Origin of the sequence: Streptomyces minutiscleroticus, from assembly GCF_014650875.1 — a bacterium.
GTDB lineage: Bacteria > Actinomycetota > Actinomycetes > Streptomycetales > Streptomycetaceae > Streptomyces > Streptomyces minutiscleroticus.
Map to the genome: position 1 here is coordinate 88,115 of NZ_BMVU01000033.1, position 16,815 is coordinate 104,929.

Consider the following 16,815-nt stretch of genomic DNA (forward strand, 5'->3'; position numbering starts at 1 on the left):
GTGAACGTACTGACCGACAACCTCCCCCTCTTCGGCGAGGGCTTCCTCGGCACCGTCGAGCTCACCGTCTACTCCTCCCTGCTGGCCCTCGCCCTCGGCTTCCTCATGGCCTCCTTCCGGGTCGCGCCCGTCGCCTCCCTGCGGGCCGTCGGGACGGTGTGGGTGGCGGTCCTGCGCAACACCCCGCTCACCCTGCTGTTCTTCGCGGTGCTGCTCGGCCTGCCGCGCTTCGGGCTCGTGCTGCCGTTCAAGGTGTTCGCGGTCCTCGCGCTGGGCTGCTACACCTCGGCGTTCATCTGCGAGGCGCTGCGCTCGGGGATCAACACCGTGCCGCGCGGCCAGGGCGAGGCGGCCCGCAGCCTGGGCATGACCTTCGGCCAGACCCTGACCCTCGTCGTGCTGCCGCAGGCCTTCCGGTCGGTGATCCCGCCGGTCGGCTCCACGCTCATCGCGCTCGCCAAGAACTCCGCGATCGCGGGCGCGTTCAGCGTCACCGAGCTGCTCGGCACCTACAAGACGCTCGGCGAGCTCGGCTACGACGTCGTGTGGACCTTCGTCTGGATCGCCCTCGGCTACCTGGTCGTCACCCTGGCGATCAGTGCCCTGTTCACCGCGCTGGAGCGCACGTGGGGAGTCGCCCGATGACCGCGGCCGCCCCGGGGGCCACCGCCCTCTACGACGTTCCGGGCCCCCGCGCCCGCCGGCGCCACCGCCTCTACGGGATCCTGACCACCGCCGCGGTCCTGGCCCTGGTCGCCTGGGTGGTGTACCTGCTCTTCGACACCGGCCAGTTCACGCACACCAAGTGGACGCCCTTCCAGTACGAGGGCATCCAGCGGATGCTGCTGCGGGGCCTGGGCAACACGCTCAAGGCGTTCGCGATCGCCGCGGTGCTGTCGCTGGCGCTCGGCGCCGTCCTGGCCGCCGGGCGGCTCTCCGACCACCGGCCGGTGCGCTGGGCGGCCACCGTGGTCGTGGAGTTCTTCCGGGCCATGCCCGTCCTGGTGATGATCTTCTTCGTCTTCGTGGCGCTGAAGGTCCAGCCGCTGCCCGCGCTGGTCGCCGGGCTGACCCTCTACAACGGCTCGGTCCTCGCCGAGGTGTTCCGTTCCGGCGTCGCGGCCGTCGAACGCGGCCAGCGGGAGGCCGCGTTCGCGCTCGGCATGCGCAAGACCCAGGTCATGACGTACGTCCTGGTGCCCCAGGCGGTGCGGGCGATGCTGCCCGCCATCATCAGCCAGCTGGTGGTGGCCCTGAAGGACACCTCGCTGGGCTTCCTGATCACCTACGAGGAGTTCCTCCATGCCGGGAAACTGATCGCTTCGAATCTCGACTACGATTTGCCGTTCATCCCCGTGGTCGTGGTGATCTCGCCGATCTACATCGGGATGTGCATGCTGCTCTCCCGGCTCGCCCACTGGGTGGCCCGGTGGGAGCGGCGCAGTCCCAAGACGGAGGCCGTGGACGTCGCCCCGGCCGAACCAGGGACGCTGCTGCCGAGGGGGGTGCCTCCTGGCCCCCGGGAACCCGGGAGGCAGTAGCTGAAGGGCCATGCCCGCCCGGCAGCAGCCGGTGATCACTGCTCGCGCAGCGGGATCGATCCGTCACGACGGGTCGGCCGCGGACGAGGAGAAGGTCAGCTGCGCGCCGGACGGGCCGTGCCCGGTGCAGAGGGGGCCGACGGCGTCGGCCACCAGGGCGAGCCGGTGTCCGGCCGGGACGCCGCGGGCCGCGGAGCACAGCTCCGGGCCGGCGGCGGACGGCCGGCCCGGCGTCCGCCCGCGGGACGCGGCAGGGGAACGGGGCGGACGGCGGCTCAGGCACCGGCCCCGGAGGGGACTCCGGACGCCGCGGCGGCGGGCGGCGCGGTCCGCGCGGCCCGCGTGACGTCCGCGACCAGCTCGACCACGTCCGGCCCGTACGCCTGGGAGTTGACGACCTTCAGCAGCAGCACGAAGGAGTCGCCCCCGTACTTGCGCGCCAGCCGCTCGTGGTGGCGGGCGAGATAGCGGGTCGCCGCCTGGTTGGTGATCGCGCGCTGGCCGCAGAAGAGGAAGACGGGTCTGGTGCCCCGCTCCCGGCCCGCGGTGAGGCGGGCCAGCAGGACGTACTCGGCCAGCCCCGACTCCATGCGGTAGTGCTCGGTGCCGATCCGGAACGCCAGCCGGTCCGGGCCCGGTTCCCGGTCGGTGTTCACCCGCACCCCGGGCAGCATGGCCCGCAGGTGGGCCGCCATGCGCCGGTTCGACCCGGGACCGCCGAGGCAGAACTCCGTCCGCTCCCCGAAGCCCTGCCGGGCCGCGTCCTGGGTGATCACCTCGGCGTGTGCGCCGCAGTCCTTGATCAGCGCGGAGAGCTCCAGGAGGGCGAACACGTCGTACCGGTGCACCGCGAGCTCGGAGCTGCCCGCGTCGCGGTTCACGACGAGCAGCGACTCGGAGTGGTCGGGCAGCCCGAAGAACGCCTGCTTGCGGCGGAGCCTGCGCCGCCACAGGTAGGTACGCGCGAGCCAGCCGAGCGCGGCGCTGATGCCGGTCGCCGCCACGCCGAGGACGATGTTGCGCACGTCGTCATTCATGGGCGGGGATGGTAACTGGCATACGCAGCCGTGTTCGAGGGAATCTGTCCGGACCATGTGATCCGTCCCGCAGGGCGGACGGCAGTCGACTGGAGGTACGGATGCGGCGTCCTGTCGCACGGAAACTGGCGGCCCTCGCGGTCTCGGCCGCCGTGGTCTCGGTCGGCGCGGCGGCGCCGCCGGCCACGGGCGCCGACGCGCCCGTCAAGACACCGGTGGCCACCGGCTACGGCGGGGCCGTGGCCAGCGTCGACGCGGACGCCTCCGCCGCTGGCGTCGAGGTGCTGCGCAAGGGCGGCAACGCGGTCGACGCGGCCGTCGCCACGGCCGCCGCGCTCGGCGTCACCGAGCCCTACTCCGCGGGCATCGGCGGAGGCGGCTACTTCGTCTACTACGACGCGAAGTCCCGCAAGGTGCACACGATCGACGGCCGCGAGACGGCGCCGCTGACCGCGGACGAGGACCTGTTCCTGGAGGACGGGAAGCCGGTCGCGTTCGCGGACGCCGTCACCAGCGGGCTGGGCGTGGGCACCCCCGGCACCCCCGCCACCTGGCAGGCGGCGCTGGACAGCTGGGGCAGCAGGAAGCTCGGCACGCTGCTGCGGCCCGCCGAGAAGCTCGCCCGCGACGGCTTCGCCGTCGACGCGACCTTCCGCTCGCAGACCCAGTCCAACCAGGAGCGCTTCGCGGACTTCCCGGACACGGCGAAGCTGTTCCTGCCCGGCGGCGAACTGCCCGTGGTCGGCTCGACCTTCAAGAACCCCGACCTCGCGCGCACCTACGCGGAGCTGGGCCGCAAGGGCGTACGCGCGCTGTACCGCGGCGATCTGGCCGAGGACATCGTCGACACCGTCAACGAGCCGCCCGTCGACCCGGACTCCGGCCGCGTCGCCCGCCCCGGCGACCTGTCCCTGAAGGACCTCGCGGCCTACGAGGTGAAGCGGCAGGCGCCGACGCGGACCTCGTACCGCGGACTCGACGTCTACGGCATGGCGCCCTCCTCCTCGGGCGGCACGTCGGTCGCCGAGGCGCTGAACATCCTGGAGCGCACGGACCTCTCCAAGGCGTCCGAGGTCCGGTACCTGCACCGGTACATCGAGGCGAGCCGCATCGCGTTCGCCGACCGGGGCCGCTGGGTCGGCGACCCCGCCTTCGAGGACGTGCCGACGAAGGGGCTGCTGTCGCAGCGGTACGCCGACTCGCGGGCCTGCCTGATCCGCGACGACGCGGTGCTCACCAGTCCGCTGGCGCCCGGCGACCCGCGCGACCCGGAGTCCTGCCGCACCGGCGGCAAGGCGGCCCCGACGACGTACGAGGGCGAGAACACCACGCACCTGACGGTCGCCGACAAGTGGGGCAACGTCGTCGCCTACACCCTCACCATCGAGCAGACCGGCGGCAGCGGCATCACCGTGCCCGGGCGCGGCTTCCTGCTCAACAACGAGCTGACGGACTTCTCCTTCGCGCCCGCGAGCCCGGACGTGCACGACCCGAACCTGCCCGGCCCGGGCAAGCGGCCGCGCTCGTCGATCTCCCCGACGATCGTCCTGGACCGGCACGACAAGCCGGTCGTCGCCCTCGGCTCGCCGGGCGGCGCGACCATCATCACGACCGTGCTGCAGACGCTGACCAACTTCCTGGACCGCGGCATGCCGCTCGTCGACGCGATCGCGGCGCCGCGCGCCAGCCAGCGCAACGCGGCGACCACGGAACTCGAACCGGGCCTGTGGGACAGCCCGCTCAGGGCCCGCCTGGAGTCCCTGGGGCACGCCTTCAAGGCGAACCCCGAGATCGGCGCCGCGACGGGCGTCCAGCGCCTGGCGGACGGCAGGTGGCTGGCGGCGGCCGAGACCGAGCGCCGGGGCGGCGGCTCGGCGATGGTGGTCCGGCCCGGCAGGTGACGGGCCGGAACGGAGAGGGGACAGGGGCGGGTGCCCCGGACCGCGGTGAGGAGCGGTCCGGGGCACCCGCCCCTTCCCGTGCGGACGGGGAGGACGGGCGCGGGGAAGCGGGGCGGCCCGGCCGTCGGGGGCGGTGGGGCCGCAGTGGCACGGGAGCCGTCGGGCGCGGGACGGCCGGCCGTCAGGAGGTACGGGCGGTCAGGACGTGCGGGCGGTCAGGACGCGCGGGCCGTCGTTCGTGATCGCCACCGTGTGCTCGACGTGGGCGGCGCGCGAGCCGTCGTCCGTCCTCAGCGTCCAGCCGTCGGGCGCCGCGTGGTAGCCGTCCGTGCCGCCGCCGATCAGCATCGGCTCGATCGCCAGGACCATGCCGTGGCGCAGCGGCAGCCCGCTGCCGGGACGGCCCTCGTTGGGCACGGGCGGGTCCTCGTGCATGCGGCGGCCCACGCCGTGGCCGCCGAAGCCGTCCGGCACGCCGTAGCCCGCCGCGCGGCAGACCGAGCCGACGGCGTGCGCGATGTCGCCGATGCGGTTGCCGACGACCGCCGCCCCGATGCCCGCCGCGAGGGCGCGCTCGGCGGTCTCCACCAGCCGCAGGTCGGCGGTGCTCGGCGAACCCACGACGAAGCTGATCGCGGAGTCGCCGACCCAGCCGCCCAGCTCGGCGCCGAAGTCGACGGAGACGAGGTCGCCGTCGCGCAGCCGGTAGCCGTCCGGGATGCCGTGCACGATGGCGTCGTTGACGGACGCGCAGACGACCGCGGGGTAGGGGGTCGGCGCGAACGAGGGGTGGTAGCCGAGGAAGGGGGAGGACGCCCCCGCGTCCCGCAGCACGCCGTGCGCCACCTCGTCCAGCTCCAGCAGGGACACGCCCACGTCGGCGGCCTCCCGCACGGCCGTGAGGGCCCGTCCCACGACCTGCCCCGCCTCGTGCATCGCGTCCATCGCCGCGTCCGTCTTCAGTTCCACCATGCCAATTACTTTACCGGTCGCCATGGCGGAGACGGTATTAGAATGGGGGCATGGTGCGCACCCCCCTGACCCCTGAAGAGCGCGAGCGCGGCGAGCGGCTCGGCCGGCTGCTGCGCGAGGCCCGCGGCGGCCGCAGCATGGTGGAGGTCGCCGCCAGCGCCGGTCTGTCGGCGGAGACGCTGCGCAAGATCGAGACGGGCCGCGCGCCGACGCCGGCGTTCTTCACGGTCGCCGCGCTGGCCCGGGTCCTGGGCCTGTCGATGGACGAGCTCGCGGGAGCGTGCGCTCCGATCGCGGTGTGAGCCCCGGCCCCGTGCGCTCCGACCGGGGCTGTGAGTCCTTGCTCCGTGCGCTCCGGCCGGGGAGTGTGAGTCCTCGCTCCGGGTGGCGGGTCCCGGGCCGGGGTCCGTGCGCCCGTGCCGGGGTCCGTGCGCCCGTGCCGGATCGTGCGCGCCTGCGCCGGTCGCCGGGCGCCCGACTTCCCGCCTGCGCTTTCGTGTCGGCGGGTGTCCGTTCCCGGTAGCGTCACACTCCGGAAGGGGAGGAGCGCTCCGCGTCCGGTACGAAAACCCGCCGTAGCGATCACGTAACACGACTGGTGTTCTCTGCCGGAACGGAGTACTCCAGTCTCGCGTGGGGTGGATGTGATGACAGTGGAACAACTCCCGCGCCAGGTGCGGGAGTTCGCGGGGTACCTGCGGGAGCTGGCGGCCCTGCTCGACCAGGGCGGCGGCTGGTACGGCGTGTTCCGGCAGCGCGATCCCGACGGGATGCGCGCCTGCCTCGACGGGGCCGAGGTGCCGCCGTGGGACGTCGTGGAGGCGCTCCTGCAGGACTTCGCGGCCGCATACGGCGCGGAGGCCGCGGCCCGGGAGACCGAACGGGCGCGGGCGCTGCACCGGGCGTCGTCCCACGCCCACGACGCGCGGCCCGGCGGCCGCGACGCCCTCGGCGACCGCCTCGACATCATGCTCCGGGAGCAGCGCTACGCCGCCGAGCGGCAGGAGGGGCTCGCGCGGGCGCTGAGCGTCGCCGCGACCGCCGAGGAGTCCGACGCCCTCCGCCGCGACCTGGCCTGGGCCCGCGACGACCACGAGCGCGCCACCGCCCGGTGCGCCGAGCTCAGGACCCGTATGGAGGTGCTGGACCGCCGGTCCTGGGGCGGCCCCGCCCGGCAGGACCCCGGCGCCGCGTCCGGGGACGGGGCCCCGCTGGCGTTCCCGCCGGGGAGCGGGGCGACGGTCTTCCGGCGCGAGGCGCACGGGACGGCGGACGCCCCGCCCGGCGGGGAGCCGTCCCCGGAGCCCCGGCCGGTCCGGCACACGGCGGCCGGGGTGCCGTCCGCGGGAGCCCCGGCGGCCGGGGCGCCGTCCGCAAAGAGCCCGGCCGCCGCGCGGGACGCCTCCGTCCCGGCCCTCCCGGTCCCCGCTCCGTACGGGCCCGAGGGGCAGTGGTCCGAGGCGTCCGGACCCGAGGCGCCCGGACCCGAGGAGTACGGTCCCGAGGCGCCTGCGTCCGCGTCCGCGGTGCGCGAGGCCGGCGAGGCGCGCGGGGACGGGGCCGCCGGAGGCGGGCCCGACGGGCCCGGCGCCGCCGCGCGGCGCCTCCCCGGGCAGCGCGGCAGGCGGCGGCTGCGGGGCGGCGCCCGGTTCGCCGGGATGCCGGAGGAGGGCGGGGCCGCCGTCGCCCCCGTGCCGGAGCCGCCCGCCCCCGCCGCCCCGGCGCGGCGCACCCCGCGCGGTGCCCGGTTCGCGGGCGCCGCGCAGGAGGCGTCCCCGGCGCAGTCGTCGGCCGGCGCCGCCGCCGGTCTGCCGGACCCCGCAGAGGAGGCGCGGGGGATCGTCGCCGAGACCGTCGGCCGGCTCGTCCGGCTGCGCGCCGAGGGCCGCAGCGGCGAGGCGCACGCCCTGCTCGCCGAGGCCGTGTCCTGGCCCGCCGACCGGCTGCCGGCGCTCGCCGCCGCACTGGACCGCGCCGGCCTCGGCGCCGACCGGTCCACGCTGCTGTGGGAGGCCGCCTCGCTGCCGCCCGCCCGGCTGGTCGCCGCGGCCGACGCGCTGGTCGCGGCGGGCCGCGCCGCGGACGGGGAGCAGCTGCTGCGGCAGGGCGTGGTGCGCCCGGCGGAGGAGATCGGGGAGGCGGTGCTCGTCCTCGCCGCCGAGGGCCGCGACCGCGCGGTGCGCGCGCTCCTGGACGCCCACGTCCGGATGCGCACCCCCGCCGAGGCCGCGCAGAGCGCGTCCCCCGACCCCGGGCGGCTCGTGCCGCTGCTCCTGGAGGCGGCCGGGGCCGTCTCCGAGGAACGCCACTGGGACCTCGTGCACGCGCTGCGCGTCGCCGGCTTCACCGCGTGACGCGCGGGGCGCCGGCGCACGGGGCGTCACCCACAGGTGTGGGAAACACGATCGACCCCGCGCGTTGACGACGACGGTCTTGGCAAGGCCGCTCCGGAGCCTTACGTTCGTCCCTCTACGGCCCGCTTCTACGGGCGTAGAGGCTCTCTGACGTCCCGTCGAAGGAGCAGCTCATGGCCAATGTCGTACGCGCCGCCCTGGTCCAGGCGACCTGGACCGGCGACACCGAGTCGATGGTCGCCAAGCACGAGGAGCACGCCCGCGAGGCGGCCCGGCAGGGCGCGCGGGTCATCGGATTCCAGGAAGTGTTCAACGCCCCCTACTTCTGCCAGGTCCAGGAGCCCGAGCACTACCGCTGGGCCGAGCCCGTGCCGGACGGCCCGACCGTCACCCGCATGAAGGCGCTCGCCCGCGAGACCGGCATGGTGATCGTCGTCCCCGTCTTCGAGGTCGAGCAGTCCGGCTTCTACTTCAACACCGCCGCCGTGATCGACGCGGACGGCAGCTACCTCGGCAAGTACCGCAAGCACCACATCCCGCAGGTCAAGGGCTTCTGGGAGAAGTACTACTTCAAGCCGGGCAACGTGGGCTGGCCGGTCTTCGACACCGCCGTCGGGAAGATCGGCGTCTACATCTGCTACGACCGCCACTTCCCCGAGGGCTGGCGGCAGCTCGGCCTCAACGGCGCCCAGCTCGTCTACAACCCGTCCGCCACCTCGCGCGGCCTGTCCGCCTACCTGTGGCAGCTGGAGCAGCCCGCCGCGGCGGTCGCCAACGAGTACTTCGTCGCCGCGATCAACCGCGTCGGCCAGGAGGAGTACGGCGACAACGACTTCTACGGGACCAGCTACTTCGTGGACCCGCGCGGCCGGTTCGTCGGCGACGTCGCCGACGACAAGAGCGAGGAACTCGTCGTGCGCGACCTGGACTTCGGCCTGATCGACGAGGTCCGGCAGCAGTGGGCCTTCTACCGCGACCGGCGGCCCGACGCCTACGAGGGGCTGGTGCGGCCGTGACCGGGGAGCTGCACCGCCGCCACCGCGCCGTCCTGCCCGACTGGCTCGCGCTGTACTACCGCGACCCCCTGGAGCTCACGCACGGCGAGGGCCGCCACGTGTGGGACGCCGACGGCAACCGCTACCTCGACTTCTTCGGCGGCATCCTCACCACGATGACCGCGCACGCGCTGCCCGAGGTCACCAAGGCGGTCGCCGAGCAGGCCGGGCGGATCATCCACTCCTCCACGCTCTACCTCAACCGCCCGATGGTGGAGCTGGCCGAGCGGATCGCGCAGATCTCCGGCATCCCCGACGCCCGGGTCTTCTTCACCACCTCCGGCACCGAGGCCAACGACACCGCCCTGCTGCTGGCGACCGCCTACCGCCGCAGCAACCAGATCCTGGCGATGCGCAACAGCTACCACGGCCGCTCCTTCAGCGCGGTCGGCGTCACCGGCAACCGCGGCTGGTCCCCGACGGCCCTGTCGCCGCTGCAGACGCTGTACGTGCACGGCGGCGTGCGCACCCGCGGCCCCTACGCCCACCTCGACGACGCCGCGTTCGTCCAGGCGTGCGTGGCCGACCTGGAGGACCTGCTCGGCCACGTCCGCCCGCCCGCCGCGCTGATCGCCGAGCCGGTCCAGGGCGTCGGCGGGTTCACCTCGCCGCCCGACGGCCTGTACGCGGCCTTCCGCGAGGTGCTGCAGCGACGCGGCGTGCTGTGGATCGCCGACGAGGTGCAGACCGGCTGGGGCCGCACCGGCGACCACTTCTGGGGCTGGCAGGCGCACGCCCAGAACGGCCCGCCCGACATGGTCACCTTCGCCAAGGGCATCGGCAACGGCATGTCGGTCGGCGGCGTCGTCGCCCGCGCCGAGATCATGAACTGCCTCGACGCCAACTCCATCTCCACCTTCGGCGGCTCCCCGGTCACCATGGCGGCGGGCCTCGCCAACCTCACGTACCTGCTGGAGCACGACCTGCAGGGCAACGCCCGGCGCGTCGGCGGCCTCCTCGCCGAGCTGCTGCGGGCCGCCACGGCGGGACTGCCCGGCGTACGGGAGGTGCGCGGGCGCGGACTCATGATCGGCGTCGAGCTGGTCCGCCCCGGCACGGACGAGGCCGACCCGGAGGCGGCCGCCGAGGTGCTGGAGGCGGCCCGCGCGGGCGGCCTGCTGATCGGCAAGGGCGGCGGCCACGACACCAGCGTGCTCCGCATCGCCCCGCCCCTGTCGCTCACCGTCGCGGAGGCCGAGGAGGGCGCCGCGATCCTGGAGCGGGCGCTGAGGAGCGTGCGGTAGCACGGCCGTCCGCTCCCCGCGTCGTCCCCGGGCCGGGCGGTCCGGCGCCCGGCCCGGGGAGCCCCCGCCCCGTCCTTCACCCCCGCGGAACGGCGCCGCCCCGTGGCCCGCCCCACGGGCCCTGCCCAGCGCATACACGCACCACCGGAAGGAGAGGGAGCATGAGCCGTACTGTCATCCGCGGTGGCCTCGTCGTCACCGCCTCCGACGAGATGCACGCCGACGTCCTGATCGAGGACGGCCGGATCGCCGCCCTCGCCGCGACCGGCACCCCGGCCGCCGGCGCCTGGACGGCGGAGCGGACCGTCGACGCGACCGGCAAGTACGTGATCCCGGGCGGCGTCGACGGGCACACGCACATGGAGATGCCCTTCGGCGGCACCTACGCCTCCGACACCTTCGAGACCGGCACCCGCGCCGCCGCCTGGGGCGGCACCACCACGATCGTCGACTTCGCCGTGCAGAGCGTGGGCCGCCCGCTGCGCGAGGGCCTCGACGCCTGGCACGCCAAGGCCGACGGCAGGTGCGCGATCGACTACGCCTTCCACATGATCGTCTCCGACGTGAACCAGGAGACGCTCAAGGAGATGGACCTCCTGGTGACCGAGGGCGTCACCTCGTTCAAGCAGTTCATGGCGTATCCCGGCGTCTTCTACAGCGACGACGGGCAGATCCTGCGGGCCATGCAGCAGGCCGCCGGGAACGGCGGGCTGATCATGATGCACGCCGAGAACGGCATCGCGATCGACGTCCTCGTGGAGCAGGCGCTCGCGCGCGGCGAGACCGACCCCCGGTACCACGGCGAGGTGCGCAAGGCGCTGCTGGAGGCCGAGGCCACGCACCGGGCGATCCGGCTCGCGCAGGTCGCCGGCGCGCCCCTGTACGTCGTGCACGTCTCGGCGCGGGAGGCGGTGGCCGAGCTGGCCCGTGCCCGGGACGAGGGCCTGGACGTGTTCGGCGAGACCTGCCCGCAGTACCTCTTCCTGTCCACCGACAACCTCGCCGAGCCGGACTTCGAGGGCGCGAAGTACGTGTGCTCCACACCCCTGCGTCCCAGGGACCACCAGGCCGCCCTGTGGCAGGGCCTGCGCACCAATGACCTCCAGGTCGTCTCCACCGACCACTGCCCCTTCTGCTTCTCCGGCCAGAAGGAGCTGGGCCGGGGCGACTTCTCGAAGATCCCCAACGGCCTGCCGGGCGTGGAGAACCGGATGGACCTGCTCCACCAGGCCGTCGTCGACGGCCGCATCTCGCGCCGCCGCTGGATCGAGATCGCCTGCGCCACCCCGGCCCGGATGTTCGGCCTGTACCCGAAGAAGGGCACCATCGCCCCGGGCGCCGACGCCGACGTCGTGGTCTACGACCCGCACGCCGAGCAGGTGATCTCCGCGGAGACCCATCACATGAACGTCGACTACTCGGCGTACGAGGGCCGGCGCGTGACCGGCCGCGTCGAGACCGTCCTGTCGCGCGGCGAGTTCGTCGTCACCGGCCGGGAGTTCACCGGCCGCGCCGGGCACGGCACCTACACCCCCCGCTCCACCTGCCAGTACCTGAGCTAGTGCCGTGACCGGAAAGGTTCACCGGCTCACGACGCCCGGCACGGCACTCCCCCTGGCTCTTCGAGCAGGGGGGACCCCCACGCCGCGTTGTCGGAACCACCCGGGTACGCCCGGTACGAGGGTGGTCCTCCGCCTCGCGACGCACCGCACCGGACGCCGCGAGCCCACGGCAGACCTTTCCGGTCACGGCACTAGCCGCACCCTCGGCGCCCCTACCAGGAGTGGTGATCATGGACTTCGGACTCGTCCTGCAGACCGACCCGCCCGCCTCCCGGGTGATCAGCCTGATGAAGCGCGCGGAGCGCAACGGCTTCCGCTACGGCTGGACCTTCGACTCCGCCGTGCTCTGGCAGGAGCCCTTCGTGATCTACAGCCAGATCCTCGCCCAGACGCGGAGGCTGACGGTCGGCCCGATGGTGACCAATCCCGGTACCCGTACCTGGGAGGTCACCGCCTCCACCTTCGCGACCCTCAACGACATGTACGGCAACCGCACCGTGTGCGGCATCGGCCGCGGCGACTCCGCGATGCGCGTGGCCGGGCGCAGGCCCGACACCCTCGCCCGGGTCGCCGAGGCCGTCCGCGTCATCCGGGCCCTGGCCCGGGGAGAGGAGGCCGAGGTCGACGGCACCCCGCTGCGGCTGCCGTGGGTGCGGCCGGGCGCCGAGCTGCCGGTCTGGATGGCGGCGTACGGGCCCAGGGCGCTGAGGACCGCGGGCGAGGTGGCCGACGGCTTCATCCTCCAGCTGGCCGACCCGTACCTGACCGCGTACATGGTCCGGGCGGTCCGGGACGCGGCGGCGGCGGCCGGACGCGACCCCTCCGGGATCACCGTCTGCGTGGCCGCGCCCGCCTACGTCACCGAGGACGACTCGCCCGGGGCGCTCGCGCACGCCCGCGAGCAGTGCCGCTGGTTCGGGGGCATGGTCGGCAACCACGTGGCCGACCTCGTCGCCAAGTACGGCGACCGCTCCGAGGCGGTGCCGCGGGAGCTGACCGACTACATCAAGGCCCGCGAGGGCTACGACTACGCGCACCACGGGCGCAGCGGCAACCCGGACACCGCGTTCGTGCCCGACGACGTCGTCGACCGGTTCTGCCTGATCGGCCCGCCCGAGGCGCACGTCGAGAAGCTGAACGCCCTGCGGGAGCTGGGCGTCGACCAGTTCGCGGTGTACGCCATGCACGACGCGCAGGAGAGGGTCGTCGACGTCTACGGGACGGCGGTGATCCCGGCGGTCGCCCGGACCTCCTGAGGCACCCGCCCGCCCCCTTGGGACCGCACCCGCACGGCTTCGCCCGCCGCGCACAACTCCATCCCCTGCCCCCGCACGGCTCCGCCCACGCCCCGCACGGCGCCACCCGCACGGTTCCACCGTTCCCGCACGGCCACTCCCGTCCCGTCTCACGATTGGCCTGCTCATGACCGACACCGTTCCCACGGGGCCGCCGGCGACCCAGACCGTGGACGCCGAGGGCCGCGTCGAACTCACCCCAGGGGCGTTCCCGCAGACCTCCTCCGGGGGCAACCCGTTCGCCAACGACGACCTGCGGCCCGTCCCCGTCGCCGACCGCCACTGGACGACGTACAACTTCGTCGCCCTGTGGATCGGCATGGCGCACTGCATCCCCTCCTGGACCCTCGCCTCCGGCCTCATCGCCCTCGGCATGGACTGGCGCCAGGCGGTGTTCACCATCGCGCTCGCCAACCTGATCGTGCTGGTCCCGATGCTGCTCACCGGGCACGCGGGACCCAAGTACGGCATACCGTTCCCGGTGTTCGCGCGCGCCTCCTTCGGGCTGCGCGGCGCCAACCTGCCCGCGCTGATCCGGGCCGCCGTGGCCTGCTGCTGGTTCGGCATCCAGACCTGGATCGGCGGCCAGGGGATCTTCCTGCTGCTCGGCAACATCTTCGGCGGCTGGACCGGCGCCGCGCGGGTCGCCGGCCAGCCGTGGACGCTGTGGGTGTGCTTCGGCCTCTTCTGGCTCCTCGAACTCGCCGTCATCGCCCGGGGCATGGAGACCCTGCGCCGTTTCGAGAACTGGGCCGCGCCCTTCGTCCTCGTCGGCGCGGTCGTCCTGCTGGTGTGGATCGCTGGCAGGGCGGGCGGCCTCGGCACCCTGCTGAGCCGCCCCTCCGAGCTGGGCTGGGGCGCCAACTTCTGGCCGGTCTTCTTCCCCGGCCTGATAGGCATGATCGGCTTCTGGGCCACGCTGTCGCTGAACATCCCGGACTTCACGCGCTTCGGGAAGGGCCAGCGCGCCCAGGTGTGGGGCCAGAGCCTCGGCCTACCGAATACTCGCGGAACCCCCCTCTAACGTGTCATCATGCCGGGCATGCGCCACGACCCCGCAGACCCCGAACTCGCCTGCATCTACTGCCGCATGAGCGAAGACCGCGAAGGCGGCGGACTCGGCATCGACCGCCAGCGCGAGGACTGCGAAGAGCTCGCCGCGCAGCTCGGCCTCACCGTCGTCCGCGTCTACGCCGACAACGACTTGTCGGCCTACAGCGGCAAGCCGCGCCCCGACTACGAGCAGATGCTCGAGGACCTCCGCGCCGGCGCCTACGGCACCGTCCTGGCCTGGCACACCGACCGCCTCCACCGCCGCCCCGTCGAGCTGGAGGAGTACATCGACGTCTGCGAGCCCCGCCGCATCGAGACCCGCACCGTCAAGGCCGGCCACCTCGACCTCACCACCGCCACCGGCCGCATGATCGCCCGGCAGCTCGGCGTCCAGGCCCGCTACGAGGTCGAGCGGATGATCGAGCGGCAGCGGCGAGCACGCGAGCAGAAGGTCCAGCGCGGTGAGTGGAGCGGCGGGCCGCGCCCGTACGGCTGGGAAGAGGACGGCGTGACCCCGGTTCCCGAGGAGATCACCGTCATCCGCGAGTCCACCGAGGCGATCCTCGCCGGGGCCTCCGTCCGGTCCGTGGCCGCGGACTTGAACCTGCGCGGCCTGCGCACGTCCACCGGCGCCCTGTGGGAGGGCAGCAACCTCGGGCAGATGCTGCGGCGTCCCCGCAACGCCGGCATCCTCCAGCACCGCGGGCAGGAAGCCGGCCCGTCCGAGTGGGACGCCGCAGTCGACGAGCCGACATGGCGCAGCCTGTGCGCCGTCCTCGACGACCCCTCCCGCATGCCGACCGCGTCCAACGTGCGTAAGCACCTGGGGTCGGGCATCTACCTGTGCGGCCCGTGCGGCGGCACCCTCAAGGCCAACTCGAAGGGCGCGCAGAAGAAGAAGGGCCTGGCGCCCGGCACGGTCCGCAAGGAGTACAAGTGCCGGGAGAAGGGGTGCGTAACGCGGGACCTCGACAAGCTCGACAAGTGGGTGCAGTCGTACATCATCAAGCGGTTGTCGCGGCCGGACGCCGCTGACCTCCTCGCGCAGCGGGAGGACCCGGTGGACACGCGCGAGGCGCAGCGGGATCTCCGTGAGTCGCGGGCCATGCTGGACGAGCTGGCGAAAGCGCTCGGCGCGGGCGAGATGGACATGCAGGAGTGGCGGGTGGCCACGGCCGCGGCGCGGGCCCGGCGGGAGAAGGCGGAGGCGACGCTGCGGACCGCGGTCCAGGTGAATCCGGTCGCCGGCCTCGTCGGCGCGGAGGACGTGGCGGCGGCCTGGGGCGCGTTGGACCTGTCGCGCAAGCGCGCGGTGCTGGACTGGATGATGACGGTCACGGTGTATCCGGCGCGGCCGGGACGCCAGCCTGACGGCACATACTGGGACGCGGATGCGGTAAAGATCAAGTGGAGATGACAACGCCCCCAGCCACGGTCCGTGGGCGCTGCTGGTCCGCCCTCCGGTCGCCTGGGAAGTTCTCGGAGGGGGCCGCTCATGAGGGGCGGAGTGGTGCCGCCCGTGCGGTTGTACCACGGGTGGTACAGACAATGATCACTTTGTTGACCAGCGTGTATGTGTGCCATCCGATCCCCTGCCCGACTGGGTCATCGCCCGACGCCGGCAGATCGGGGACCGTGTCCGCGCCGCCCGGACCGCTCGGCAGTTGAGCCAGGAGAAGCCAGGGGAGCTCGCGGGGCTGAGCCGCGCCCCGGGGAGGCGGCCGGTTCCCCAGGGGTCCGGAAGGCGTCAGTCCTCGTCGGCCTCGTCCAAGGCGGCCACGGCCTCCTTCGCCGCCTTCAGCGCGCCCTCGCGCATGCCGGCGGCGGCGGGCGCCTTCTTCGTCTCGAAGTCGCTGCCGTTGTAGGTGACGACCACGAGCGCGTTGGAGACCCGGACGGTGACCACCGCCTCCCGGGTCTCCTGCTCGTCCTCGGTGGTCAGACCGACCGTGGAGTACGCCTCGTCGCCCAGGCCGGACTCGGCCTCGCCCGCCTCGCCGCTCTCCGTCCGCTCGCCGAACGCGGTGTCCGCGGTGCTCTCCGCGTCCTTGATCTCGTACGAGACGTCGAGCCAGCGGTAGTCGTAGCCCTTCAGGGCGTTCCAGGAGCAGGTGCGGCGCAGGGACTCGTCCGTCGACGGGATCTCCTTGCCGACCGCCTTCGCGCCCGGGACCAGCGAGGCCACCGTCTTCCCGGCGACGCTGCCGCAGGGCGCGGGCGCGCTGCGGTACGCGACGGGCGCCGCCGACTCGGACGGCCCCGACGTCGCCTGCGACTTCCGCGGCGGCCTGTCCTGGGCGGCCGGTTCCGACGCCGGGGCGAGCGGGCCGGAGGCCAGCGCCCAGCCCGCCGAGGCGAGCACGGCGACCGGCAGCAGACGCGCGGTGAGCGCGAGCGGCAGAGGAAGAGAACGCATGGCGCATCTCTCGTGGGGGGATGGTGCGGAGGTCCGCACGCGGACGGGACGACAGTGTCACACGACTCTCCGTGAGGCGGAAGGGAGAACTCGCTCCGTACCCGTGCGGTGACCGTGGCCGCCGTCGACGGCCTGTGCCCCGTGCGGGAGCGCGGACGCCCCGCGCGCGGGCGACGACGGAGTCCCGCGGGCGATGAGGGAGTCCCGCGGGCGATGACGGAGTCCCGCGGGCGGGCCGTGCCATGATCGGCGCATGACCCCGATACGCGGCACGGCCGTCCGGAGCGCCCTAGTACTACAGGGCTAGATCTTGATCATGGGGTGATGGGAGGCTGTGGCTGTGGCCACGACACAGCCCCATGATCGAGATCGTTCGTCGGATGCG

At 73.7% G+C, this 16,815-nt stretch carries 13 protein-coding genes and 2 pseudogenes; 11 read left to right on the forward strand and 4 right to left on the reverse strand.

Translation table 11 applies throughout. From position 1 onward, the window contains the following. Together IE271_RS27100 and IE271_RS27105 are read left to right on the forward strand one after the other, a co-directional pair. Nucleotides 1-645: an amino acid ABC transporter permease gene (locus IE271_RS27100; protein WP_190193061.1), complete on the forward strand. Its 645-nt coding sequence runs from the start codon at nucleotides 1-3 to the stop codon at nucleotides 643-645. Beyond that, on the forward strand, nucleotides 642-1,541 hold the full coding sequence (locus tag IE271_RS27105; RefSeq protein WP_190193062.1) for an amino acid ABC transporter permease: 900 nt from the start codon (nucleotides 642-644) through the stop codon (nucleotides 1,539-1,541). The genes IE271_RS27100 and IE271_RS27105 overlap by 4 nt, the downstream gene beginning before the upstream one ends. 35 nt (nucleotides 1,542-1,576) lie before the next feature. On the opposite strand, the pseudogene IE271_RS42335 reads toward IE271_RS27105, so the two are convergent. Then, a pseudogene (locus IE271_RS42335) lies at nucleotides 1,577-1,787 on the reverse strand (acyl esterase); the annotation flags it as partial. 29 nt (nucleotides 1,788-1,816) lie between these two features. Then, the gene (locus tag IE271_RS27110) at nucleotides 1,817-2,578 is read right to left on the reverse strand and encodes a hypothetical protein (protein WP_190193063.1); all 762 of its coding nucleotides are present in this window, start codon (nucleotides 2,576-2,578) and stop codon (nucleotides 1,817-1,819) included. Nucleotides 2,579-2,679: 101 nt separating this feature from the next. On the opposite strand from IE271_RS27110, the gene ggt reads away from it, so the two are divergent. Continuing rightward, complete coding sequence (gene ggt, locus IE271_RS27115; RefSeq protein WP_190193064.1) at nucleotides 2,680-4,479, forward strand: gamma-glutamyltransferase; 1,800 nt, start codon at nucleotides 2,680-2,682, stop codon at nucleotides 4,477-4,479. Nucleotides 4,480-4,677: 198 nt separating this feature from the next. On the opposite strand, the gene map is transcribed toward ggt, so the two are convergent. After that, a complete protein-coding gene (gene map / locus IE271_RS27120; RefSeq protein WP_190193065.1) occupies nucleotides 4,678-5,451 on the reverse strand; it encodes a type I methionyl aminopeptidase in 774 nt (257 codons plus the stop codon). Between the two features lie 50 nt (nucleotides 5,452-5,501). Between map and IE271_RS27125 the strand changes: the two genes are divergently transcribed. The 8 genes and pseudogenes from IE271_RS27125 (at nucleotide 5,502) to IE271_RS27160 (ending at nucleotide 15,431) form a co-directional block, all read left to right on the forward strand. Continuing rightward, complete coding sequence (locus IE271_RS27125; protein WP_190193066.1) at nucleotides 5,502-5,753, forward strand: helix-turn-helix domain-containing protein; 252 nt, start codon at nucleotides 5,502-5,504, stop codon at nucleotides 5,751-5,753. Nucleotides 5,754-6,098: 345 nt separating this feature from the next. Continuing rightward, the gene (locus IE271_RS27130) at nucleotides 6,099-7,805 is read left to right on the forward strand and encodes a hypothetical protein (protein WP_190193067.1); all 1,707 of its coding nucleotides are present in this window, start codon (nucleotides 6,099-6,101) and stop codon (nucleotides 7,803-7,805) included. Between the two features lie 173 nt (nucleotides 7,806-7,978). Beyond that, on the forward strand, nucleotides 7,979-8,821 hold the full coding sequence (locus IE271_RS27135) for a nitrilase-related carbon-nitrogen hydrolase (protein ID WP_190193068.1): 843 nt from the start codon (nucleotides 7,979-7,981) through the stop codon (nucleotides 8,819-8,821). Then, complete coding sequence (locus IE271_RS27140; RefSeq protein WP_190193069.1) at nucleotides 8,818-10,104, forward strand: aspartate aminotransferase family protein; 1,287 nt, start codon at nucleotides 8,818-8,820, stop codon at nucleotides 10,102-10,104. Before IE271_RS27135 ends, IE271_RS27140 begins: the two co-directional genes overlap by 4 nt. Before the next feature lie 161 nt (nucleotides 10,105-10,265). After that, nucleotides 10,266-11,666 (forward strand): dihydropyrimidinase, encoded by a 1,401-nt coding sequence (gene hydA / locus IE271_RS27145; RefSeq protein WP_190193070.1) that lies wholly within the window; start codon nucleotides 10,266-10,268, stop codon nucleotides 11,664-11,666. 230 nt (nucleotides 11,667-11,896) lie between these two features. Next, nucleotides 11,897-12,922: a TIGR03842 family LLM class F420-dependent oxidoreductase gene (locus IE271_RS27150; protein ID WP_190193071.1), complete on the forward strand. Its 1,026-nt coding sequence runs from the start codon at nucleotides 11,897-11,899 to the stop codon at nucleotides 12,920-12,922. 166 nt (nucleotides 12,923-13,088) lie between these two features. Beyond that, a pseudogene (locus IE271_RS27155) lies at nucleotides 13,089-13,967 on the forward strand (cytosine permease); the annotation flags it as partial. A gap of 36 nt (nucleotides 13,968-14,003) precedes the next feature. After that, entirely contained in the window at nucleotides 14,004-15,431 is a 1,428-nt protein-coding gene (locus IE271_RS27160) for a recombinase family protein (RefSeq protein WP_190193072.1), read from the forward strand. Between the two features lie 330 nt (nucleotides 15,432-15,761). Here the strand turns inward: IE271_RS27160 and IE271_RS27165 are convergent, their stop codons facing one another. Beyond that, nucleotides 15,762-16,430: a hypothetical protein gene (locus IE271_RS27165; RefSeq protein WP_190193073.1), complete on the reverse strand. Its 669-nt coding sequence runs from the start codon at nucleotides 16,428-16,430 to the stop codon at nucleotides 15,762-15,764. Nucleotides 16,431-16,815: the final 385 nt, after the last annotated feature.

What these genes read in the sequence shown, in the direction of transcription:
- IE271_RS27130 (WP_190193067.1), top strand. Translation starts at nt 6,099, where the DNA reads ATGACAGTGGAACAACTCCCGCGCCAGGTGCGGGAGTTCGCGGGGTAC.
- IE271_RS27135 (WP_190193068.1), top strand. Translation starts at nt 7,979, where the DNA reads ATGGCCAATGTCGTACGCGCCGCCCTGGTCCAGGCGACCTGGACCGGC.
- map (WP_190193065.1), bottom strand. Translation starts at nt 5,451, where the DNA reads ATGGTGGAACTGAAGACGGACGCGGCGATGGACGCGATGCACGAGGCG.
- IE271_RS27160 (WP_190193072.1), top strand. Translation starts at nt 14,004, where the DNA reads ATGCGCCACGACCCCGCAGACCCCGAACTCGCCTGCATCTACTGCCGC.
- IE271_RS27105 (WP_190193062.1), top strand. Translation starts at nt 642, where the DNA reads ATGACCGCGGCCGCCCCGGGGGCCACCGCCCTCTACGACGTTCCGGGC.
- IE271_RS27150 (WP_190193071.1), top strand. Translation starts at nt 11,897, where the DNA reads ATGGACTTCGGACTCGTCCTGCAGACCGACCCGCCCGCCTCCCGGGTG.
- hydA (WP_190193070.1), top strand. Translation starts at nt 10,266, where the DNA reads ATGAGCCGTACTGTCATCCGCGGTGGCCTCGTCGTCACCGCCTCCGAC.
- ggt (WP_190193064.1), top strand. Translation starts at nt 2,680, where the DNA reads ATGCGGCGTCCTGTCGCACGGAAACTGGCGGCCCTCGCGGTCTCGGCC.
- IE271_RS27110 (WP_190193063.1), bottom strand. Translation starts at nt 2,578, where the DNA reads ATGAATGACGACGTGCGCAACATCGTCCTCGGCGTGGCGGCGACCGGC.
- IE271_RS27125 (WP_190193066.1), top strand. Translation starts at nt 5,502, where the DNA reads ATGGTGCGCACCCCCCTGACCCCTGAAGAGCGCGAGCGCGGCGAGCGG.
- IE271_RS27165 (WP_190193073.1), bottom strand. Translation starts at nt 16,430, where the DNA reads ATGCGTTCTCTTCCTCTGCCGCTCGCGCTCACCGCGCGTCTGCTGCCG.